A 22,408-nucleotide genomic window follows, 5' to 3' on the forward strand; every position below is an offset into this window, starting at 1 on the left:
GGAGCGCACCCGTGCGCTCCTCAAGGTCTTGGGAAAGCGCTTGACCCTCACGTAACGTCATCCCGGAAAGTGCCGCCACGCAACCGAGGAGACCCGCGCCCATGCCGTTGACCGTCGGCGAACTCGCCCGCCGCTGCGGACTGACCGTCCGCACGCTGCATCACTACGACGCCATCGGCCTGCTCCGGCCCTCGCTGCGCTCCGATGCCGGCTACCGGCTGTACGACCGCGCCAACGTGGAACGCCTGCACCGCATCCAGGCGCTGCGCCAGCTCGGCCTGTCGCTGGCCGACATCGGAACCGTCCTGTCCGGGCCCGAGCAACCGCTGGCCGAGGTCATCGACCGCCAGATCGCCCAGCTCGACCGGGAACTCGAGCGGGCCACCCGCTTGCGCAACCGTCTGGTCGCGCTTGGCGGGCAGCTCGCTGCCGGACAGTCCCCCGACCTGGCCGACTGGCTGGACACACTGGAACTGATGACCATGTACGAAAAATATTTCTCGCCCGAGGAATTGAAGAATCTGCCATTGCACAACGATCCGGACGTACTGGCGCACTGGCATGCGCTAGTCGGCCAGGTGCAGGCCGCGATGGAGCGGGGCGTCACGCCCACGTCCCCGCATGCCCACGCACTGGCGTTGCAATGGATGGAAGCGGTCCAGCGGGGCACGGGCCACAATCCCGGTTTCATCACCCGTCTGAAGGCCATGCAGGACAACGAGCCCGAACTGCGCGAACGCAACGGCATCACGCCGGCGCTGGAGCGCTTCATCGAGGAGTCGCTGGTCGACGCGCGGATGGTGATCTTCGAGCGTTACCTGCTGCCGTCGGAGATGGAACGCATGCGTGCGAACTACGGCCGGCAGATGTACGACTGGCCACCGCTGATCGCGGACGTGCGCAGCGCGATGAAGGCCGGAACGCCACCTTCCGATCCCCATGTACGCCAGCTCGCGCAACGCTGGATGGAGCTCTTCCGCACCTATGCCGGGGACGATCCGGCCACGCACGCGCGCATCCGCGAGGCCTACGCGAGCGAGCCGGATCTGCGCAGCGGCAGCACGGTGGATCAGGCGATGCTGGCGTATGTGCGGCAGGCTTCGCAGGCTGCGGCGTAGCGGGGCCACCCAAGGCGGCGTTCGCCTGCGCGTGGAGTTCCCCGCAAGAGCGGCCCTTCACCCCAACCCTCTCCCCGGAGGGGAGAGGGAGCCGGGCATGAGGCACATGCAACATGCGGCAGGATTGCCGCTTCGCTCCCTCTCCCCTCCGGAAAGAGGGCTGGGGTGAGGGGCCAAGGCTTGCGAGACATTCCGGTCACGCCACCGCGTCCGCTTCTGAAGCGACGCGCGGCCACGAAAAAGGGCGGCCCAGGGCCGCCCCATTTCCAACCACCATCGATGGCTTACTTCTTCGCGAACAGGTGCTCCACGCCACCGCGCTCCTCGCGCAGCTCCTTGTCGGTGGCATCCATGCGGGCGCGCGAGAAATCGCCGATTTCCAGGCCCTGCACGATCGTGTACTTGCCGTCCTTGCAGGTCACCGGGTAGCCGTAGATCACGCCCGGCGCGATGCCGTAGGAACCGTCCGAGGGGATGCCCATCGACACCCAGTTGCCCTCTTCCGTGCCCAGCGCCCACGAGCGCATGTGGTCGATCGCGGCCGAGGCGGCGGAGGCGGCCGACGAAGCACCGCGGGCCTTGATGATCGCCGCGCCGCGCTGCTGCACGGTCGGGATGAAGTCGTTCTCGTACCAGGCCTGGTCGACCAGGCTCAGCGCCGGCTTGCCGTCCACGGTGGCGTGGTGCAGGTCCGGGTACTGGGTGGAGCTGTGGTTGCCCCAGATGGTGACCTTCCTGATTTCGGTAGTGTGCTTGCCGGTCTTCTCGGCCAGCTGCGACAAGGCGCGGTTGTGGTCCAGGCGCACCATCGCGGTGAAGCACTTCGGGTCCAGGTCCGGCGCGTTCTGCTGCGCGATCAGCGCATTGGTGTTGGCCGGGTTGCCGACCACCAGCACCTTGACGTCGCGCCTGGCGTGGTCGTTGAGCGCCTTGCCCTGCGGGCCGAAGATCGCGCCGTTGGCCTCCAGCAGGTCCTTGCGCTCCATGCCCGGGCCGCGCGGACGGGCGCCGACCAGCAGCGCGTAGTCGACATCCTTGAACGCCACGTTGACGTCGTCGGTGGCGACGATACCGGCCAGGGTCGGGAACGCACAGTCGTTGAGCTCCATCACCACGCCCTGCAGCGCGGGCAGCGCCGGGGTGATCTCCAGCAGATGCAGGATGACCGGCTGGTCCTTGCCCAGCATGTCGCCGGCGGCGATGCGGAACAGCAGCGCGTAGCCGATCTGGCCAGCGGCACCGGTGACGGCAACTCGGACGGGGGCTTTCATCACTTCACTCCTAAGGTTCAAGAGGTGGACGTGCGGCCCACCAAGGCAGGTAATCGAAAGATCAGGAAAGTTCGGCGAAGAATTCCTGGATGCGCTTCAGGCCCGGCTCCAGCTGTGCAGTCGGGCAGGTGTAGGAAATGCGCAGCGAATGCGGCTCGCCGAAGGCCGAGCCGGGCACGCAGGCCACGCCCTTGGCTTCCAGCAGCGCCGCGCAGACGTCCACGTCGCTGTTGATCGGCATGCCGTTGTGCGACTTGCCGAAGGCGACGGAGATGTCCGGGAATGCGTAGAACGCGCCCTGCGGGCGCGGACAGACCACACCGGGGATCGCACGCAGCGCGGCGACCACGATGTCGCGCTTGGCGGCGAACTCGGCGCACCTGGCCTGCGGCACGTCCTGCGGGCCGCTGAAGGCCGCCACCGCGGCGGCGGTGATCACTTCGGGCACGCTGGTGATGTGGTTGGAGTTGAGCGTGGTCACGGCCTTGGCCACGACTTCAGGCCCCGCCAGCATGCCCACGCGCCAGCCCGGCATGCCGTAGGTCTTGGATACCGAATCGACGAACACCAGCCGCTCGCGCAGTTCCGGCCGGGCGAACACGAAGTTGTGGTAGCCCAGCCCGTCGAACACCATCGAGTTGTAGATGTCGTCGGTGATGATCCAGGTGTCCGGATAGCGCACCAGCACGTCGGCCAGCGCGGCGATTTCCCCGGCCGTGTAGACCATGCCGGTCGGGTTGGACGGGTTGTTGAACAGGAACACCTTCGGCTTGCGCTTCAGGGCTTCCTCGAGCTGTGCGGGCGTCAGCTTGTAGTTCTGCGTCGACGGGCACGGCAGCACGTTGATCCTGGCGCCGACGATGTCCGCGATGTCGCGGTAGGTCGTCCAGTAAGGCGCGGCGAAGCAGATCTCGTCGCCCTCGTCGAGCAGCGCCTCGGCCAGGTTGTAGAGCACCTGCTTGGCGCCGATGCCGATGGAGAGGTTCATGCGGCCGTAGCCGGAGAAGCCGAGCGCCTCGATGTGCTTGAGGAAGGCATCCAGCAGCGGCTCGGCGCCGCGGTTGCTGCCGTACTGGCCCGAGTCGTGGCCGAGCGCCTCGCGCGCCGCGGCGTAGACGTGCTCCCCGGGCAGGAAGTTGGGCACGCCGATGGAGAAGCTGATGATGTCCCTCCCCTGCGCCTTCAACTGCTTGGCCTTCTCGGCGATGACCATGATCGCGCTGGGTTTGGCGCGACCGACACGCTGGGCGAGCTGGGGCATGGCTTCCTCGGGGAATCGGGAGTGAGGTAACCGGCGGATTTTAGCACGCGGCCACAGGCCGCTTGGCGGCGAGCGGCCCTCGTGTCGGCCGGACGCGATGGTGGCCCGTGCGCCGGCGCCCCCATCCGCCTTTCGGGCGCCTTCCCCCGCGGGACGGGGGAAGGCGGGCTGTTTCAGCCGCGCTGGTCGAGCGTCTGGTTCCATTCCTTGATGCGGTCGGCCTGGGCAGCCATCAGCGCATCGACGTCGCCTTCGATGGCGACGCGCTCGATGGTGTCGCCCTGGCGGATCGCGTTGACCACCTTCTGGTCGTCGCCACTGACGACTTCGCCAAACACGCTGTGCTTGCCGTCCAGCCACGGGGTCGGGCCGTGGGTGATGAAGAACTGGCTGCCGTTGGTGCGCGGGCCGGCGTTGGCCATGGACAGCACGCCCGGCTTGTCGTGGCGCAGCGAGGGATGGAACTCGTCCTCGAACTTGTAGCCCGGACCGCCGGTGCCGGTGCCCAGCGGGCAACCGCCCTGGACCATGAAGTCGTTGATGACGCGGTGGAACGACAGCCCGTCGTAATAGCCGCGGCGGGCCAGGTTGACGAAGCTGGCGACGGTCACCGGCGCCTTGTCCTCGTGCAGTCGCAGGTGGATCGGGCCGCGGTTGGTCTCGAGCGTGACGTTGATGGTCATGGCAATCCCTTGGGACGTGGCGAAAGGCCGGCAAGGATAGCGCAGCGGCCAGCCGCCGCCCGTGAATCGTCGTCAGTGCCCGGCCGGCGCTTCGGCGCTGCGTGCGGCGGCAGGCGCCCGGACAGGCGCGCCCTGCAGCAGCTGGTGCAGCTTGAGGTAGACCGCGTTGGTCCAGCCGAAACCGATCACGTTGGTGGTGTAGCCGGCGGTGATCCTCACGTCCGCGTTGCCCTTCACCATGTTGTATTTCTCGCGGATCGTGCCGTCGTGGGCGAAACCGTTTTCCACGGTGCGCATGAATTTCCTGGCCAGTCGTCGCGCGTCGCCATGGAACCCGTAGATTTCCAGACCGGAGATCGCCAGCCAGTGGGTGGGCGCCCAGCCGAACGGCTCGTCCCACTGCGCGCCGCTGCTCAGGTCGTCCATCGACAGCCCGCCCTTGCGCTCGAACACCGCCAAGTGCTTGTCCAGTGCCTCGGCCTGCGCCCTGGAGGCGAGCCCGGCCCACAGCGGCCAGTAGGTGGTGACGTAGGGCTGTTCCGAGGATTTGCCGCGGGCGAAGTCGTAGTCCATGAACATGCCGCGCTGGCCGTTCCACAGGTACTTGTCCATTGCGCTCTTGCGACGCGCCGCGGCATCGGCCCACTGCTGCGCCTCGCCCACTTTGCCCAGTTGCAGGGCCAGATCGTGCAGGTCGCGCTCGTAGCGGTAGAGCAGGCTGTTCAGGCCCACGCCAGCGTAGTGGTGGGTGGTGCCGCCGTAGGGACCGAAGTGGAAGTTGGTGTCGAAGCCCGACTCGCGCATGGCGCGGTCGCCCAGGTAGTAGTCGGCGCTCAGGCGGTAGCCCCTGGCCCAGGCGCCGGCACAGACCGCAGACGCCTGGATGTCGCAGCTGGCGGTCTTGAGTTTGACCGCCTCGGCAGCGTCCGGGTGTTCGGAGGCCTTCACCAAGTAACCGGGGTCCTGCTTCGGATGCGCCAGCACCCACTCGATCACGCCCTGGTAGTACGCGCTGCCGTGCATCTCCGGCACTGGCCCGGCGCCCAGGTCGAAGTAGCGCGCCAGGCCGGTATCGCCCGCGCGGTGCTCGGGCCGCGTCCAGATGTGGTAGTTGGCCACCACCAGCGGATAGGCACGAGCCAGCCAGGCGTGCCGTTCGGCCTCGTCCTTGAAGGCGCCGGGCGCGGCCAGCACGTCGGACACCATGCGGCTCAGGAACGGCGGCTGCGAGCGGGTCAGGTAGTAGGTGCGGTTGGCGTTGAGCACGCCGCCGTAGTGCTCGACCTCGAACAGCATGTTGTCGGTCATGTCGCGCGCCAGGTCGTCGCGGTGGCCGGCGAGCAGGCCGAGCTGGATGAAGTAGCTGTCCCAGCCGTACATCTCGTTGAACTGGCCGCCGGGGACGACATACGGCCTGGGCAGGTAGAGCAGCCCCTCGGCCGGCAGTGCCGACGGCATCAGGTCGCCCAGCTTGCCGATGCGCCTGGGCAGCGTGCGCACCTCGACCCTGCAGCGCCTGGCGACCTCGTCGATGCCGGCGGGCTTGTCGATGCCGGCCGGCAGGTAGAGCACCGGACGCGCGTCCATTTTCGGATCATGCAGCGCCGAGCAGTCCTCCAGCGACCGCGTGAGCGTGTCCCAGGCCTTGTGGATATAGGCCTGGGTCCTCGCCGGGCTCGGCGTCGCGGCGCCGGCGGCGGTGGAGAGCACCAGCGCCGTGGCGCCGAGCAGGGAAACGATCCGCGGACGGGTCTTCATGGATGGGCTTCCTCTTGCGGTAAGCGAGGTGGCGCTCGATGAACGCCACGATAGTGCAGCGGGCCTGTTCTGGCCCGGGCCGCCAAGCCTCGTGGAAGGACGAGTGCCACGAGCCGTCCCTGACCGGCGATCCGATGTCGGGTCGGCATGGGGTGGCCCTATGCCTTTGCTGCCCGAGGCAGCCGCGGGAATGCCCCCGGACACCATCGGGATGGTCCGTTCGTGCCCATGGGGGTTTTCGGTAGGACCCACGATTCACGGCAAGGCCTTGCGTACCAGTCGCGCCTTGCCATCGGCACCGCGTTCGACGTGGATATCGAAACGCCGACCGCGGAAATGCACGCCCTTGAGCGTCAGCCCGCTCCAGCCCGGCGGCAGCACCGGCGGGTACTTCTCGCTCAAGCCCCCGTCCTCGATGCGCAGGCCGGTGACACCGTAGAGCATGCTCTGCACGAAGCCGGCCGAGGTAGCCAGGATGTAACCGGCGTTGTTGGCCGCCGTCTCGGTGCGCACGTTGAAGGGAGGCTTGAGGAAGCCGACCAGGTTGCGCTCGATCCACTCGCCGGCGGCCCCGGCATCGCCCAGCTCCGCGGCACCGACGGCCAGCATCACCATCATCATCTCGTTCGGGTCGTCGCCGTGGCTCTTGAGCGCCTGCAGCTGGAACTCGAAGTCGTTGCGGCGCACCTGTGGCGACATCGGCAGATCGAGGTTCGGATACATCAGCCAGACCAGCGAGGAACCCATCCAGGTGATCTTGTCGTGCGGCACCGACTTGTCGAAGTCCAGGTGGCGCTGCTCGCCCTCGTCGAATGGGATGTACATCTTCGAGGCGATCTCGCTCCAACGCGGGTCCGCCCTGGCCCCCACCACGCGCGCCGCCTTCACCGCGATCTCGAGTGCCTTGCGTGCAGCGGCGTTGGTGAAGGAGTCGTTAGGCACGTCGTTGTAGGCCTCATCCGGCGAGGTGACGTGGTGGATCTCGTAGCGGTCGTGTGCCTGGTCGTAGGTGACGCGGCTGGTCCAGAAGGTGGCGACGCCTTCCAGCACCGGCCAGGCCTGCGTCTTCAGCCACGCCTCGTCGCCGGTGGCGAGGTAGTACTGCCACTGCGCGATGGCGATGTCGGCGTTGACGTGCACCTCGCGGTAGACCTCGTAGGCGAAGTGCGGGGTGACGTCCACGCCGGTCTGCGGATCGGCCTCCCACGGAAACATGGTGCCGGCCACGCCGTACTGGCGGGCGCGGGCGCGCGCCGGTTCGGTGGTGCGGTCGCGGAACATCACGATCGGTTTCGCGCGCTCCGGATGCAGCAGCAACAGCGCCGGGAACACCCACGAGTCGCTGTCCCAGAACGCGTGCCCCGCATAGTTGGGCGTCAGCGCGCAGGCACCCATCGGCCAGGCGGTGCCGACCGTGGAGTTGGACAGCAGGTAGTAGAGGTCCGAATGTACCGCCTTCTGCACGGCCGGATTGCCGTCGATCACGATGTCGGACTGCCACAGCCGGTGCCAGGCGTCCTGGTGGTCGGCCAGCAGGCGGTCGAAGCCAGTCTTGCGCGCGGCGACGGCCAGGGCGAGCACGTCCTCCTCGTCGCCCCAGCCTTCGCGCGAGAGCGCCAGGTACTTGGTGAAGACGTAGCGCTGGCCCCTGTGCAACGTGGCAGTGATTTCCAGCGAGAGCTTGGTGGGGGTCCGCTCGAGCTTGACCGTGTCGGGCAAGAGGCCTTGCGGCAAGCCGATCGCAGCCGCCTCGGCCATGCCCAGCCCGTGCTGCGCCCTGCCCTTCAAATGCAGCGTCAGCGCCTTGCTGTCGCCGCCGCTGGAAAGCACCTGCGTGTAGCCCGGATACCAGACCGGCGCGCGGTCGGGCGTGGGCACCGGCTTGTTGTCCAGGGTCTGCCCGCTGGCGATGACCGCCGCGATCATTTCCTCGCCGCCCATGCTGGCGATCGGGAAGCGCGGCTGGTGCCCGGACCAGAGCCTGATCGGGAAACTGAGCTGCACCGGGCCGTCGAACTGCGGGGTGATCGCGATCTGCGTCGCCGCCAGGTGCGGCGAGGCCTGGCTGACGAAGGTGGTCACCTGGATGTCGCTGGCCTTGCTGGCGTACGCGAAGCGGTAGCGCGTGGTCAGCGTGGCGCCCTGCATGTCCAGCGTCTGCGCGTAATCCTGGAAGATGCCCGCGTCCAGCCGCGTGCGGTTGAGCCAGCCGCCGCCCGGGTTGTAGTCGATCTCGCTCCAGCCGGGAATCGCCGCCGGGCGCGAGATGTCGCCCGGCTTGTAGTCCATGAACGCGACCATGTACGCGGCGTTCGGCTCGGTGCCGCGCGGCGAGGTCATGGTGGAGAAATAGCCGTTGGCCAGGTAGCTCGGGAAGTAGCTGCCGAAGTCCCTGGCCGTGGCGGTGAACAGGAAGCCCGGATCGGTGGCGAAGGCCGGTGCGGTACCGACGACCAGCAGCAGCGCGCACCGGAACAGGAAGGCAGGCAGTCGAGCGGCTTTCATCGCACCTCCGGGGAGAGGAAAAAAGCGCCTGCGCCCCCGCGAAACGGCGGGCGCAGGCGATCCTGGGGTAGGAACAGGACAGCTCTTCTCAGAACAGGTACTTCACTTGCAGATTGACCTCGCGGCCTTCCAGCGGACGGGCCAGGATCACGCCGGTGGTGCCGGCAGCCGAACCGAAGATGCGCGAGTTGCTCTCGGTCAGGCCCAGCTCGTTGGTCATGTTGGTGCCCTGCAGCCGCACCTGCCAGCTCTGCTGGATGTTGGCGACCACACCGAAGTCCCAGGTGTGGCAGCAGCCATCGCCCGCCGCCGGGTTGGTGTAGGGCAGGCACGAGCGATTGTGCGAATAGTGGCCGTCCAGGTAATTGCCGATCAGCCGGAACTTCAGGTTCCCGGTCGGGCTCCATGCGGTGTTGACGTTGATGCCCTTCGAATCCGAGCCGTAGGTGCGGGTGCGGGTGCGGGTGCGGGTGCGGGTGCGGGTGCGGGTGCGGGTGCGGGTGCGGGTGCGGGTGCGGGTGCGGGCGATAGTCCATCGCCGCGAGCACTTTTTCGCGCGCGGGGCCACGCACGTTCGCTTCGTCGTTGAGCACGCGGGAGACGGTCTTGCGCGACACCCCCGCGGCGCGTGCCACATCCTCCACGCGTATCCGCATGGCGCGTCCCGCATCGACAACCGGTGGCGTCGGACTATGCGTGCTGCGCCGCGCGTGCACAAGCGGCGGCGGGCGCTATGGCAAGTCGAGCGCCGCGTGCGTGAGAGCCTGCCCGCCGCGCGGACGGCCTGCCGGCGTGCGGATGTCGGCCGGCCACGGCGCACTGCCCTGGAGATGCGCCCACAACCTGTCCAGCGCGGCGTAGCCGTAGGGCAGCAGCGGCAAGTGTCGCTCGCCGAAGCCGGGCAGCGGCAGGAACGCATCGAAATGCTGCGCGTGCGGCACCTTCCAGTACAACGGATGGCGACCTTCGGCGCGCAGCCAGGCGACGTAGGGCTCGGAGGTGAAGGCAGTCGGCAGCAGGCCGTCGCTGGCACCGTGCACGACCCACAGCGGAAGATCCGCACGCGGCATAAGCGCGACGGTCGCATCGATGCCCGCGTGCAGGGCTTTCGAGGTGGCGTCGGTGCCCGTCCAGAGCGCACGCAGGCACTGCTCGCCGACCAGCGCCGGATCGGCCGAGCGGTCGGTGCCGCCGAACAGGCCGATGCCGTTGCCGGGCGGGATGCCGGCGCTGTCCGACCACCAGGCCGCGCGTGTCGTCGCATCCGCCACGCCGGGCGTGCCGTCAGGTCTGGTGGCGGCGTAATGGAAGCCGCAGGGCATGTCGGCCGGCCCTCGGCGCAAGTACGCCGAGGCGTAGCCGGCGCCGATCGCACGCCACAGATCGAACGCGGTGGAGGTCGCCGCGACCTGCATGGCCGGGTCGCTCCAGCCGGCGGCACGCAGGTGGCCATAGGCTTCGGCCGCCTGCGCCGCGAGCGTGCCGACCTTGATGAGTCCCTGCGCGTGCAGGCTGGCGCAGCGCTGCGCCCAGCCCCTGGTCATCGGCGCGCGGGCGAACGGCACCGTGTCGAAGCGGGCGTCGCTCAAGGCGCAAGGCAGCCAGAGCGCCGCCTCGGTGGCGTAGTCATAGAGTTTGCGGCCCTGCCCCGCCAGCTGCACGTTCGGTTCCAGCGCGACCACGCCATCGAGCAGCTTGTCGTCATCCAGACCGGCGGCTTGCAGCACCGCGCCGCCGCCGTTGGACAGGCCCGTGGCGATGATGCGCGTGTTCTGCGGCGTGAACGGCGCCTGGTCGGGATAGGCGCGATCGAGCATCGCCAGCCCGAAACGGGCCGCCTGCAGCACGTGACGGCCCCAGTCCGCTTCCGGGTTGTCGCCCGAGTGCAGGTGTTTGACCGCGATGCCGGCGTTGGCCGGCAGCGGCGGTGGCATGAACTCCAGCGGTGCCTCGCCGCGCTTCGCGCGCCGGCCGTCCAGCGCAACGCCGCTGTCGTCGGCATAGTCGAAAAAGCCGCTGCCGGCACCCTTGTCGGTGTAAACCACCGCGCAACCTTTCGGCAGGCCCCAGGCGCCGGCCAGCGCGATCGCGCCGTAGATGCCGCGCGAGCCGGACGATGCGGTGACGACCAGGCATCGCTTGTCCTTGTCGAACCGGTCCGGCGCCTGCAGCAGCAAGCGGTGGGGCTGGTGCGCGCCAGGTATCCACGCGAACGCCTGGTACTCGCGTCCCGGCACCATCGGCACGCCGCCGTAGACCTGGCCGTAACCGCCCAGCCGACCGAGGTCGGCGATGCCCTTCCAGCTCATCTGGATCGCGCGCCGGCGCAGTTGCGCCGCGGAGGGATCGGCAGGATCGTCGAACCCCACCGGCGCCCCCGCCAGGCCGGCCAGTCCCAGACCGGCGCTGAGCAGGTCGTCATGGTCGCGATGCGTGGTGACGCGCACCGCGCCGGGTACGAAGTCGAGGGACGTCATGGCAGGCTCCACCGCCGCGGCGTGGGTGCCGCCGGCGGCCAGGGCCGGCAGCAGCAACAGGGGCAGGCGCTTCAGGAACGCGTTCATCCCCGCACCTTAGCAAGCGCGCGGACGGCTGCCATCGTACGAAGCTCCATGCCGGCGAGCTTGTCGCAGGTGCGGCCCTGTGCGCGACCGGGTGCCTGACGCCAACCGGGGGTGCTTCGCCACACGGACACCTGCCGTCGCGCCCAGGGCGTGCTCCGGCACGGCGTTGCTCGACGGGAAGGCGCCCTCCCGCTACTTTCACTTTCATGCCCTCCCTGCTGATCGCCGACGACCATCCGCTGTTCCGCGCCGCGCTGCGGCAGGCGGCGATCGCCTGCGTGGCCGATTGCCGGGTCGACGAGGCCGCCGACCTGGCCGATGCCATGGTCGCGCTCGCCGCGGCGCCAGAGACCGACCTGGTACTGCTGGACCTGCACATGCCCGGCAGTAAGGGGCTGTCCGGTCTGGCCGCGCTGCGCGGCCAGCATCCGGGCGTGGCGGTGCTGGTGGTGTCCGCGCACGACGAACCGCGCACCGTGCGGCGCGTGCTGGACCACGGCGCGGCCGGCTTCATTCCCAAGAGCGCCAGCCCCGCGCAGATCGGCGAGGCGATCCGCACGGTGCTCGATTGCGGCACCTGGGTCCCGCCGGACCTGGCCAAGGCAGTCGATGCACTCGTACCCAATCCGCAGGACACCGACCTCGCCGCGCGCCTGGCGCGCCTGACCGAGCAGCAGTACCGCGTGCTGGCGCTGATCGGCGAAGGGCTGCTCAACAAGCAGATCGCCGATCGGCTGGCGATCCAGGAGCGCACGGTAAAAGCGCACGTGACGGCGATCTTCGAGAAGCTCGGCGTGCGCAACCGCACGCAGGCCGGTTTGTTGCTGCGCTCGCTGGACCTGGGCGAGCCGGCGCGCGTTTTGTAGGGGCTGGCGGCAAGGCCCTTCCATCCGTCCGCCGGTATCCTCCCCCGCGCGGTGGTGGACGACCCGCTGCCCACCTGCGGAAAACCGGCCCCTCCCCCCCGCCCCACGCGGGAGGTGCCGGAGGCCTGCCTCAAACCCGTCCAAGCGACAGCGTGCTGCGGAACTCCCGCGCCTGGCCGCTCAACGGATCGACAAACGCCAACCCCCGAGCGAGCAATTGCAGCGGCCGGCTGAAGTCGTCTTCTGCCCGGTCCTGCAGCAGCGGGTAAAGGCGGTCATTGCGGATCGGGGCACCGATCGCGGCCATGTGCACGCGCAGCTGGTGCTTGCGCCCGGTGTGTGGTTCCAGTCCATAGCGCCACAGCCGGGTACCGCGATCGACGACATCCACGCGTGTTTCGCTGTTGGCCTCCCCGTCGACCTCGCGCATGCGGAAGAACGGCTCGCCCGCCTCCAGTCGCGAACGGTGCGTGTGCGGAAACGAAAGCTGCGGCAACGGCGCGGCCAGCGCCTCATAGCGCTTGGCGATGCGTCGCTCCCGGAACAGCGCCAGGTACGCATCGCGCGTCGCCGGCTGCGCCGAGAACAGCACCAGCCCGGCGGTGTCGCGGTCGAGCCGGTGCAGCGGCACCAGCGCCGGGTTGTCCATGCGCTCGACGAGCCGCGCCAGCAGCGTCTGCCGCACGTAGCCGCCGGCCGGGATCACCGGAAGGAAGTGCGGCTTGTCCACCACCACCAGGTGTTCGTCCGCATGCAGCACCACCTCCTCGCCCGGGATGGGTGACTCGCCGGTCACCTCGCGGAAGTAGCGCAGCTTCATGCCCGGCCGGTAGGGCGTGTCTTCGTCGATGGGCCGGTCGTGGGCATCGAGCACGCGGCCGCGGCGCACGCGGTCCCGCCACTGTTCGCGGCCGATGCGCGGGAAGCAGGCGCACAGACCGTCGAGCGCGGTGGCCCAGTCGCCTCGAGGCAGGTGCACGGTGCTGGGCGCGATGGCGTGGATCATCCAGCCAGCTTAACCCCGGCGACGGCGTACAATGGCCGATCACCTTGCTTCAGGCTTCATCCCATGGCTCTCAACGCCACCATCCACAAGGCCGAGTTGTCGATCAGCGACATGGACCGGCATTACTACGCCACCCACGCGCTGACACTCGCCCGCCATCCCTCCGAAACCGAGGAGCGGCTGATGGTGCGTCTGCTCGCGTTCGCGTTGCACGCCGACGAGCGGCTGGAGTTCGGCAAGGGCCTGAGCGACGAGGACGAACCGGCGCTGTGGCGACGTGCGTACACCGACGAGGTGGAGCAGTGGATCGAACTCGGCCAGCCGGACGAGGCGCGCATCCGCAAGGCCTGCGGGCGGGCGCGCCAGGTCGTGGTGCTCAACTACGGCGGACGCATCGCCGACATCTGGTGGGACAAGGTGGGCGCCTCGCTCTCGCGCAACGGCAACCTCACCGTGCTCGACATCGATGAACCCACCGTGCGCGAGCTCACCGCCCTGTGCGAGCGTGGCATGCGGCTGCAGTGCCTGATCCAGGACGGCGAGCTGCAGCTGATCAGTGGCGATACCACCCTCGCGGTCCGCCCGCGGGCACGCATGGGCGAATACGCCGCCGCCTGACGACACCTCCAGAAGGAGCGCGACCGCCGAAAGCGGCATGTCCACTGGGGAATCCACCCGTGCGCGGCCGCCTCGCACAGCCCTGCCCCGCGGTCGCGGGGTGCGCTCCTACACGCGCACGGCCGCGGTCACCCGCTGCAGCAACTGCCGCAGCGCCAGCGGCTTGAGCGGCTTGTAGAGCACGCCGATCCCGGCATCGAGCAAACGCTGGCGCAACTCGCCGTCGCGGTCGGCGGTGAGCATCACCGTCGGTACGTCCGGATGACGCCCGCACAATTCGCGCCATACATCCCAGCCGGTGCGGCCGGCGTCGAGGTGGTAGTCCAGGATGTACAGGTCCGGCTGCCATGGCGCCGCCAGCGCCTGCCCCGCGTCGCGCGCGGCATGCACCTGCCAGCCCCAGCTGACGAGCAGGGCGCCGAGTGCCGCGAGTGCCGCCGGCTCGTTGTCCAGCACCAGCGCACGCCCGGCTGGCAGCGGTTGCGGCGCGGGCGCGGCGGTCGGCGGACTGAGCGGCCGCCGCGCCATAGGCACGCCCAGGTCGAACACGCTGCCCGCGCCCGGCCACGAGCGCAGACCCAGCGGATGACCGAGCAGGCCGGCCATGCGCCGTGCGATCGACAGGCCCAGGCCCAGGCCCTGCCCGCCGGCGGCGCTGCCGCGACGGAATTCCTGGAAGATCATCGCGCGCTCCTCCGGCGCGATCCCCGGTCCGGTGTCCCACACCTCCACGCGCAACTGCGGGCCATGTCGGCGCACGCCCAGCAGCACGCGGCCCCGCCCGGCGTAGCGCAATGCGTTGGAAAGGAAGTTCTGCAGCACCCGGCGCAACAGCTGAGGATCCGAATGCACCCAGGCGCGGGTACCAACCACGTCCAGCCGCACGCCGCGGTCGTGGGCGATGGCACGGAACTCGGCGGCCAGCGGATCGAGCACCTCGGCCAGCGGGAACACGCGTGGCTGTGGCTGCAGGCGCCCACCCTCCAGCCGCGCGATGTCGAGCAGGCCGGCGAGCAGCCCCTCGGTGGCGGTGAGCGCGCCGTTGAGGTGGGCGACGATCGCCGCGTCGGTGCCATGCCCGGTCAACGTGTGCGCGAACAGCTGCGCCGCGTGCAGGGGCTGCATCAGGTCGTGGGTGACGGCGGCCAGGAAGCGGCTCTTCGCCTCGTTGGCGCGTTGCGCCTCGGCGCTCGCGGCGGCCAGTGCGCGGGTGCGCTCCTCCACCCGCAGCTCCAGCGTCTCGTTGACCTTCCTGAGCGCCTCCTCGGCGCGGCGGAACGCGGTGACGTCGGTGAAGGTCGCGACGAAGCCGCCGCCGGGCATCGGATTGCCGCGGATCTCCACGATGGTGCCGTCGGGAAAGCGCCGCTCGGACAAATGCCGCGTGCCGGCGCGCATATGGGTGAGCCGGCGCTGCACGCGCCCTTCCACATCGCCCGCGCCGATCAGTCCCTCGCCGATAATGAAGCGCGTCAGGTCGGCGACCGGACGCCCGACCTGCAGCATGTCCTCCGGGTACTGGAACAGCCTCGCGTAGCAGCGGTTCCAGGCCACCACGCGCAGCTCCGCATCGACCACGCAAATGCCCTGGCTCATGTTTTCCAGCGCCGCTTCCAGCACGCGCTGGTTGAAGCGCAGGTCCTGGGTGGCTTCGCCGACGATGGCCGCGACCGTATCCAGCTGCGCGCGGCCTTGCTTGTGCACCACCTCCAGCAGCAACCGCGCCGAGGCGGCGCCGATCACCGCGGCGAGCTCGTGCTCCACCGCATCCACGCGCGCATGCCCGGCGGCGCCCTGCGCCGGGGCGGAGGCAAACAGGTGCGCCACGCGATCGGGCGGCAGGAAACGTTCGGCCAGCGCGCGCAGTTCGGCGACGCCCACGTCGCCGACACCGGCCACGCGCGCGGCCTGGCCGAAGCGCGACTGCGCCACCAGCCACATCACCGCCACGTTCGCCGCCAGGCTCAGTACCACGGCGCGCCCCAGCTGGCTCCAGTCGCCAAGGCCCAGCAACTGGCCGGGCGAGAGCCAGGCGATGCCGAGCGGTCCATGAAGCAACGCGGCCGGCATCGTCGGCCACAACGAAGGCAGCACCACGTAGAGCCACACCAGCGTGCCGCACGCCAACCCCGCGGTGACCGCGCGCGGCCCCAGCTGCGGCCGGTACACCGCGGCGAGCAAAGCCGGCGCCAACCCGGCCAGCGCCGAGAACGAAATCGCGCCGATGTCGGCCAGCGCCTCGTTGCTGGCCAGCACGCGGCTGTAGCCCCAGGCCAGCAGGATCACCACCACGATCGCCACGCGACGCTGGTTGATGACCTCGCCGCGCAGGTCGCCGCGCTCGTCGCGGCCCCAGCCGGCCCGCACGCGCAGCGGGGCGATGAAGTGATTGACGATCATCAGGCTGAGCGCCAGCGTCGCCACCACCACCATGCTGGTGGCGGCGCTCAGGCCGCCGAGGAACGCCACCAGCGCCAGGCCGTGCTGCCCGCGCGCCAGCGGCAGGGCGAGCACGTACAGGTCGGACGGCACGCCGCTGGGTCCGAGCCAGGCGTCGCCGAGCGTCGCCAGCGGCAGGATCGGCAGTGCGATCAGCAGCATGTACAGCGGGAACAGCCAGCGCGCCGTGCGCAGGTGGCTGCCGTCGCGGCACTCGACCACGCCGGCGTGGAACTGGTGCGGCAGGGTGAACATCGCCAGCGCGCCGAGCAGGATCAATGCCGGGAAACCGTTGGCCTCGTGCGGCACCGCCACCGGCGGCGGCAGGCCGGCCGGCAGCGGGGTGAACAGCAGCGTGCCGAGCGCCAGCATCGCGCCGAGCTTGAACAGCGACTCGAAGGCCATCGCCAGCACCAGTCCGCGGTTGTGCGCAGTGGTGCTGGCGCGGCGGGTACCGAACAGCATCGCGAACAGCGCCATCAGCAGTGCGATGTACAGCGCGCTGTCCTGCCACGGCTCGGACTCGGCCAGCTGGCCGCGGCTGAGCAGCATGTAGCTCATCGCCACCGCCTTCAGCTGCAGCGCGATGTAGGGAACGATGCCCAGCACCACGACCGCAGTGACCAGCGCGGCCAGGCCGGAGTGGCGCCCCAGCCGCACCGCGATCAGGTCGGCGAGGGAGCCGGCGTTGTACTCGCGCGCCAGCTCCACCAGCCGGCGCAGCACGGCGATCGCCAGCAGGTACATCAGGATCGCGCCTACGAAGGTCGGCGGCAGCCACCAGCCGGAGCGGCTGGCCTGGGTCACCGTGCCGTAGAAGGTCCACGAGGTGCAGTGGATCGCCAGCGACAGCGCGTAGACGATCGCCCAGCGCTTCTCGAACAGCCGCGGGCGACGTTCGCCGAGCAGCGCGACGCCGAACAGCAGGCCGAGCCAACAGGCGGCGGCAAGCGCGATCAGGGTGGGGCTGGGCATGGCGTTACACGCTGCGAGATGCGCTCCCTCTCCCCGACGGGGAGAGGGTTGGGGTGAGGGGCCGGAGCTCGCGGGAAAGGACGGTCATGCCGCCCCCTGTAGCCCCCAGGCGCGCAACCGGGAGCCCAGGACGGCAGCACCTCGACGACCCTTCTTTAAACCCCGGCAACATCATGGCAAGCCCCGCCCCCTCACCCGGGCCCTCTCCCCGGCGGGAGAGGGAGCAGAGCGTGAGGTCATCGGTTTTCTGGCAATCCCAGCGCCCGCACGGCATCGACCAGCCAGCGCAGTTGCACGCCCTGGCGCGTGTCGTAGTCGGCTCCGGAGTATCCCCACCAGTCCCAGCATGCCTGCGGATTCAAGGGCGCGAAGCTCGCGCGTGCCTGAGGGTACAGCACGGCCACGTCGTAGGCGTCGGCCCAGCGGTTGAAACCGGCGTCGCGCACGAAGGCCTGGCCCACCGCTTCGGCGTTCTGCTTGCAACCGTGCAGCGCGACCAGCAGGCCGCAACGTTTGCCGGCGGCGCAGGCAGGCGGGAGGTAGACGTAGCCTTCGTCGGCAAGGAAGGCATCCTCGCCGCCGGGGCGTAGCGCTTGCTGGTCGAAGCGGCGTAGCTGGCCACGCGGCGCCGCCACCGGATGGGCCGGCTTGCCGAACAGCTCGGCGAAGATCGCGCCCGCGGCGTCGAAGCCGCAATGGCCGAGGAACGGCGATACCGACTTGCCACAGTCGTCCCCCTTCCCCACCACCGGCAGGTTGTGCGCAAAGGCACGCCGGCCATCGTCGTGCACCTGCATGTGCTTCAGATCCGGCGCCTCGTCACGCAGCGCTTCATAGAAGCGCGCGCCGGCCTCCGCCACCGACGGCGCGACCAGCGCATCATCCCTGCCGTGCAGCAGATAGACGCGCGCATCGGCCAGGTCGGCAAGCTTGCCGATGCGACCCTCGTCGGACAGCTTGCGCGCGCGGGCGACCAGCGCGTCTACGTCCGGCGCCGGCGTGCCCTTCATGCAACTGCCGAGCGCGGTGGCGAGCTGCCCGCCGGCACAGCCGTACGGGCCGCCGGCCACGAGGGCGGCGCCGTGGAAGATTTCCGGGTAGGCGATCTGCGCCTGGGTGGCCATGTAGGCACCGGAGGAGAGGCCGGCCACGGCGACGCGCGCGGGGTCGAGCGTGAGCTTCGGCAACGCCGGGGCGTCCCCGGCGTGGACGAGTGCGCTGGCGAGCAGGAGGGCCAGCAGGCCCAGGGTCTTGCGCATGTCGGTTCTCCGGCGCGGATTTCTTCGTAGGAGCGCACCCTGTGCGCGACCGGGTGGATGGCGGTCGCGCACAGGGTGCGCTCCTACAGGATGACATCCCCCGCGAGCAGGAAAGGAGCCGGGTGGCGGGGAGTGGCTATGCCGGCCCCTCCCCTGCTGCAGGAGAAAGGTGCGAGCTCAGAACCTGTACCTGGCGCTCAGCGTGACCATCCGCGGCGCGCCGTAGAAGCCCGTGTAGATGCCCAGCGCGCCGACGTTGTAGCCGGTGGTGCGATAGGACTTGTTGGCCAGGTTGGTGCCCTGCAGGCTGAGCGACCAGGGATCGTTGATCTGCCAGATCACGCCGGCATTCCACAGGCCATAGGCCGGCTGCGCGATCAGCGGCGACAGCGTGGTCTCCGGGTAGACCATGGTCTGGTAGGTGTAGTTGATCCGCGCCGAGATGCTGCCGCCGTTGGCCAGCGGCGTGGTGTTCTCCACCGACAGGCCGCCGGACCATTTCGGTGCGTTGGTGAATTTCTGCCGGTCGGCGATGTTGACGCCGCCGGTCATGTACTCGGTGTACTTGGTGTGCAGGTAGGCGACGTTGCCGCGCAGCGTCCAGTTCTCGCTCGGCTTCCAGGCGAATTCCTCTTCCAGGCCGTCGATGTGGCCCTTGCCTGCGTTGGTGAAGTCGCCGAAGAAGCCCTGGCTGCCGTTGGGCATCGTGTAGGAGCTGAACACCGACAGCTGGATGTCCGAATAGACGTTGTGGAACAGCGCCGTGTTCATCATCAGCGCATCGTCGAAGAAGCTCATCTTGCTGCCCAGTTCGAACGACTGCACCTTCTCGTCGTCGATCGGACGGCACGAAGCGGGCACCGCCACGCAATTGGCGCGGATGTTGTAGCCGCCGGAGTGGAAGCCCTCGGAGTAGCTGGCGTAAAGCTTCACCTGCTCGCTGACGCTCCAGTCCAGCGAGACCTTCGGCGAGATGTTGTTGGTCGCGTGCGAGCCGCTGAAATCGGCCAGCGTGGTGACCGGCGTGCTGAAAGTGTCGTCCGAATAGCCGTAGTTCTGGATCAGCGCGGTCTTGGTCTCGTGGGTGTAGCGCAGGCCCACGTCCAGGCTCCAGTCGGGGCTGATGTCCCAGGTGAAGTCACCATAGCCGGCCCAGCTCTTGGTGCCCATGCTGCCGCCGGTCCCGCCGTACTGGGTCAGGCCCAGAGTCGAGTACGGCGGCGAGCCGAGGAAAATGTTGTGGATGTGGCCGTTGGCGGTGCCATCGAAGTAGTACACGCCGAACACGCCGTGCACGGTGCCGCCGGCGTCGTAGTTGGCCTGGAACTCCTGGCTGAACTGGTGATCGGTGTAGACCGCGTTCACGTCGGCAATCTTCTCCGGCAGCGTGTCGAAATCGATGTTGGTGTCGGTCGAGGAGCCACGTACCGCGGTGACGGACTTGAGCGACCAGTCGGCGCTGGCTATCCAGTTCATCGTCAGGGCAGTGCCGTAGAGTTTGGTGTGGTTGAGCTGGGCGAAGCCGCTGCGGGTGTCGAAGTCGCTCGCCAGCGGCTGGTAGGCCGGGTCGAGCTTGTTCACCGTGAGCATCTTGGCGCCGCGGGGATTGGAGTTGTCGCGCACGCCGTCGACCGACAGCTGCATGTTGAACGCATTGGACGGGAAGAAGCCGATCGTCGCGCGCGCGGCATTGGTGTTCTTGTTGCCGTTGCGGCTGCCGGTGAGGATGTCCTTGCCGAAGCCGTCGTTGTGCCCGCTGGCGTAGGCGATGCGCCCGCGCCATACGTGGTCGGCGCTGGCGCCGCCCAGGCTCGCCTTGACGTCCTTCTCGCCGTGCGTTCCGGCGGTCACTTCCACCGAGCCCTCGGTCCTTACCGGTAGCGGGTTGGAGACGTACTTGATCGCGCCGCCGATGGTGTTCTTGCCGTACAGCGTGCCCTGCGGGCCGCGCAGCACCTCGATGCGGCTGACGTCGAACACGTCCAGCACGGCACCCTGCGGACGGGCCAGGTAGACGTCGTCGAGATAGATGCCCACGCCCGGGTCGAAGCCCCAGGTCGGGTCGGCCTGGCCGACGCCGCGGATGTAGGCGGTGAGCGTGGTGTTGGAGCCGCGCGCGGCGTAGATCTGCAGCGAAGGCACCTTGCCCTGCAGGTCGGACAGGTTCTGCACGTTCTGCTTTTCCAGCGCCTGCGCGGTGAAGGCGCTGACCGCGATCGGCACGTCCTGCAGCGTTTCCTCGCGCTTGCGCGCGGTGACCGTCACCTGTTCGAGCTGCCTGGCGTTGACCGGCTTGCCGGCGTCCTGCGGTGGCGTGCCGGCGGAATCCTGCGCCAGCGCCGGCATGGCGAAGGCCAGACCGATCACCATGCCGATGGCCAGACTCAGATGCGTGCGTTGCATGACTCCCCCTTCCCCTTTGGACGCAACCGTCGAGGGTTGCCTGTGGACGCAGCCATCGACGATGGATGCCTTGTGATGCATCGATCCTAGGCACGGGATGGCGCCGGGGCACTTGTACCTTCGTACAGTGCCGCGGCGGGAATGGGGTGCCGATACTCGCCCGGCATTCGTCATCCGGCGCGGAACGCGTCGCGGGGGAAAAGGTCGATGGCTTTCCTGATCGTTCTGTTCGCGCTGGCGTTTTTGATGGCGGCGGCCTACCGCGGCTACAGCGTCATCCTGTTCGCGCCGATCGCGGCGCTCGGTGCCGTGCTGCTGACCGATCCGGCCCTGGTCGCGCCGATGTTCACCGGCCTGTTCATGGACAGGATGGTGGGCTTCCTCAAGCTCTACTTTCCGGTGTTCATGCTCGGCGCGGTATTCGGCAAGCTGATCGAGCTGTCGGGCTTCTCCAGGGCGATCGTGGCGGCGACCATCGGGCTGGTCGGGCGCGGCCGGGCGATCCTGTCGATCGTGCTGGTGTGCGCGCTGCTGACCTACGGCGGCGTGTCGCTGTTCGTGGTGGTGTTCGCGGTCTATCCGTTCGCGGCGGAGTTGTTCCGCGCCAGCGACATCCCGAAGCGGCTGATCCCCGGCACCATCGCGCTGGGCGCGTTCACCTTCACGATGGATTCGCTGCCCGGCACGCCGCAGATCCAGAACATCATCCCGACCTCGTTCTTCGGCACCACCGCCTGGGCGGCGCCGTGGCTGGGCACGATCGGTTCGTTGTTCATCCTGATCGTGGGGTTGGCCTACCTCGAGTCGCGCCGGCGCAAGGCGACGGCCGCGGGCGAGGGCTACGGCACGGACCTCACCAACGAGCCGGCGCCGTTCGAGCACGGCAGGCTCGCCAACCCGATGGTCGCGCTGCTGCCGCTGGTGCTGGTGGGTGTCGCCAACAAGCTTTTCACCGACTGGATCCCCCGCGCCTATGGCGAGACTGCCGCATTCGAGCCGAGCGTCGTGGGCAAGGCCGAACCGGTGGTGCAGCAGGTCTCCAAGGTCGCCGCGATCTGGGCGGTGGAGGGCGCGCTGCTGCTCGGCATCCTGTGCGTGCTGGCGTTCGCCTGGCGGCCGGTGGTGCAGCGTTTCGCCGAGGGCAGCAAGGCGGCGGTCGGCGGTGCGCTGCTCGCCTCGATGAACACCGCCTCGGAGTACGGCTTCGGCGCGGTGATCGCCGCCCTGCCCGGCTTCAAGCTGGTGGCCGACGCGCTGCACGCGATCCCCAACCCGCTGGTCAACGAGGCGGTGACCGTCACCGCGCTGGCCGGCATCACCGGCTCCGCCTCGGGCGGCATGGGCATCGCGCTCGCGGCAATGGCCAACACCTTCATCGCCAATGCGCAGGCCGCCGGGATACCGATGGAAGTGCTGCACCGCGTGGCTGCGATGGCTTCCGGCGGCATGGACACCCTGCCGCACAACGGTGCGGTGATCACCCTGCTGGCGGTGACCGGGCTGACGCACCGGCAGTCCTACGGGGACATCTTCGCGATCACCGTGATCAAGACCCTGGCGGTGTTCGTGGTGATCGCACTGTTCTCGCTGACCGGGATGGTCTGAGGCAGCCCTCCCGTGCCGCGCTACGGGCACATTCCCCTTGGCCCCGGGGAATGTCCCGCCGCCTCCGGGTGAGCGCC

At 69.0% G+C, this 22,408-nt stretch carries 15 protein-coding genes and 1 pseudogene; 4 read left to right on the forward strand and 12 right to left on the reverse strand.

The genetic code is table 11. The annotated features are described in order from the left end of the window. Positions 1-101 precede the first annotated feature (101 nt). Complete coding sequence (locus LQ771_RS09505; RefSeq protein WP_231349165.1) at positions 102-1,118, forward strand: MerR family transcriptional regulator; 1,017 nt, start codon at positions 102-104, stop codon at positions 1,116-1,118. A gap of 284 nt (positions 1,119-1,402) precedes the next feature. Here the strand turns inward: LQ771_RS09505 and LQ771_RS09510 are convergent, their stop codons facing one another. From LQ771_RS09510 to LQ771_RS09545, 8 genes and pseudogenes are all read right to left on the reverse strand, one after another. Beyond that, on the reverse strand, positions 1,403-2,389 hold the full coding sequence (locus tag LQ771_RS09510) for a malate dehydrogenase (protein WP_231349166.1): 987 nt from the start codon (positions 2,387-2,389) through the stop codon (positions 1,403-1,405). Positions 2,390-2,450: 61 nt separating this feature from the next. Continuing rightward, positions 2,451-3,650, reverse strand: a complete 1,200-nt coding sequence (locus LQ771_RS09515; protein WP_231349167.1) for a pyridoxal phosphate-dependent aminotransferase — start codon at positions 3,648-3,650, stop codon at positions 2,451-2,453. A gap of 173 nt (positions 3,651-3,823) precedes the next feature. Beyond that, positions 3,824-4,333 (reverse strand): peptidylprolyl isomerase, encoded by a 510-nt coding sequence (locus LQ771_RS09520; RefSeq protein ID WP_231349168.1) that lies wholly within the window; start codon positions 4,331-4,333, stop codon positions 3,824-3,826. A gap of 72 nt (positions 4,334-4,405) precedes the next feature. Then, positions 4,406-6,091: a trehalase family glycosidase gene (locus tag LQ771_RS09525; RefSeq protein ID WP_231349169.1), complete on the reverse strand. Its 1,686-nt coding sequence runs from the start codon at positions 6,089-6,091 to the stop codon at positions 4,406-4,408. A gap of 255 nt (positions 6,092-6,346) precedes the next feature. Further along, entirely contained in the window at positions 6,347-8,596 is a 2,250-nt protein-coding gene (locus LQ771_RS09530) for a glycosyl hydrolase family 95 catalytic domain-containing protein (RefSeq protein WP_231349170.1), read from the reverse strand. A gap of 88 nt (positions 8,597-8,684) precedes the next feature. Next, positions 8,685-9,164 carry a hypothetical protein gene (locus LQ771_RS09535; RefSeq protein WP_231351945.1) on the reverse strand — a complete coding sequence of 160 codons (480 nt, stop codon included), beginning with the start codon at positions 9,162-9,164 and terminating at the stop codon, positions 8,685-8,687. 13 nt (positions 9,165-9,177) lie between these two features. Continuing rightward, positions 9,178-9,252 (reverse strand): annotated as a pseudogene (locus tag LQ771_RS16075) (LacI family DNA-binding transcriptional regulator); the annotation flags it as partial. A gap of 75 nt (positions 9,253-9,327) precedes the next feature. Next, positions 9,328-11,160, reverse strand: a complete 1,833-nt coding sequence (locus LQ771_RS09545) for a D-(-)-3-hydroxybutyrate oligomer hydrolase (protein ID WP_231349171.1) — start codon at positions 11,158-11,160, stop codon at positions 9,328-9,330. Between the two features lie 206 nt (positions 11,161-11,366). Between LQ771_RS09545 and LQ771_RS09550 the strand changes: the two genes are divergently transcribed. Beyond that, positions 11,367-12,026 (forward strand): response regulator transcription factor, encoded by a 660-nt coding sequence (locus tag LQ771_RS09550; RefSeq protein ID WP_231349172.1) that lies wholly within the window; start codon positions 11,367-11,369, stop codon positions 12,024-12,026. Positions 12,027-12,156: 130 nt separating this feature from the next. On the opposite strand, the gene LQ771_RS09555 is transcribed toward LQ771_RS09550, so the two are convergent. Beyond that, positions 12,157-13,032, reverse strand: coding sequence for a pseudouridine synthase (locus tag LQ771_RS09555; protein ID WP_231349173.1), 876 nt, complete (start codon positions 13,030-13,032; stop codon positions 12,157-12,159). 63 nt (positions 13,033-13,095) lie between these two features. Between LQ771_RS09555 and LQ771_RS09560 the strand changes: the two genes are divergently transcribed. After that, positions 13,096-13,650, forward strand: a complete 555-nt coding sequence (locus LQ771_RS09560; RefSeq protein ID WP_231349174.1) for a YaeQ family protein — start codon at positions 13,096-13,098, stop codon at positions 13,648-13,650. 108 nt (positions 13,651-13,758) lie between these two features. On the opposite strand, the gene LQ771_RS09565 is transcribed toward LQ771_RS09560, so the two are convergent. The 3 genes from LQ771_RS09565 to LQ771_RS09575 all read right to left on the reverse strand — a co-directional run bounded on the left by LQ771_RS09565 (position 13,759) and on the right by LQ771_RS09575 (position 20,726). Continuing rightward, the gene (locus LQ771_RS09565; RefSeq protein WP_231349175.1) at positions 13,759-17,064 is read right to left on the reverse strand and encodes a PAS-domain containing protein; all 3,306 of its coding nucleotides are present in this window, start codon (positions 17,062-17,064) and stop codon (positions 13,759-13,761) included. A 236-nt stretch (positions 17,065-17,300) separates the two neighbouring features. Further along, entirely contained in the window at positions 17,301-18,323 is a 1,023-nt protein-coding gene (locus LQ771_RS09570; protein WP_231349176.1) for an extracellular catalytic domain type 2 short-chain-length polyhydroxyalkanoate depolymerase, read from the reverse strand. Between the two features lie 177 nt (positions 18,324-18,500). Then, positions 18,501-20,726 (reverse strand): TonB-dependent receptor, encoded by a 2,226-nt coding sequence (locus LQ771_RS09575; RefSeq protein ID WP_231349177.1) that lies wholly within the window; start codon positions 20,724-20,726, stop codon positions 18,501-18,503. A gap of 207 nt (positions 20,727-20,933) precedes the next feature. On the opposite strand from LQ771_RS09575, the gene LQ771_RS09580 reads away from it, so the two are divergent. Then, the gene (locus LQ771_RS09580) at positions 20,934-22,331 is read left to right on the forward strand and encodes a GntP family permease (protein ID WP_231349178.1); all 1,398 of its coding nucleotides are present in this window, start codon (positions 20,934-20,936) and stop codon (positions 22,329-22,331) included. Positions 22,332-22,408 lie beyond the last annotated feature (77 nt).

It is taken from the genome of Frateuria soli (assembly GCF_021117385.1).
Classification (GTDB): domain Bacteria; phylum Pseudomonadota; class Gammaproteobacteria; order Xanthomonadales; family Rhodanobacteraceae; genus Frateuria_A; species Frateuria_A soli.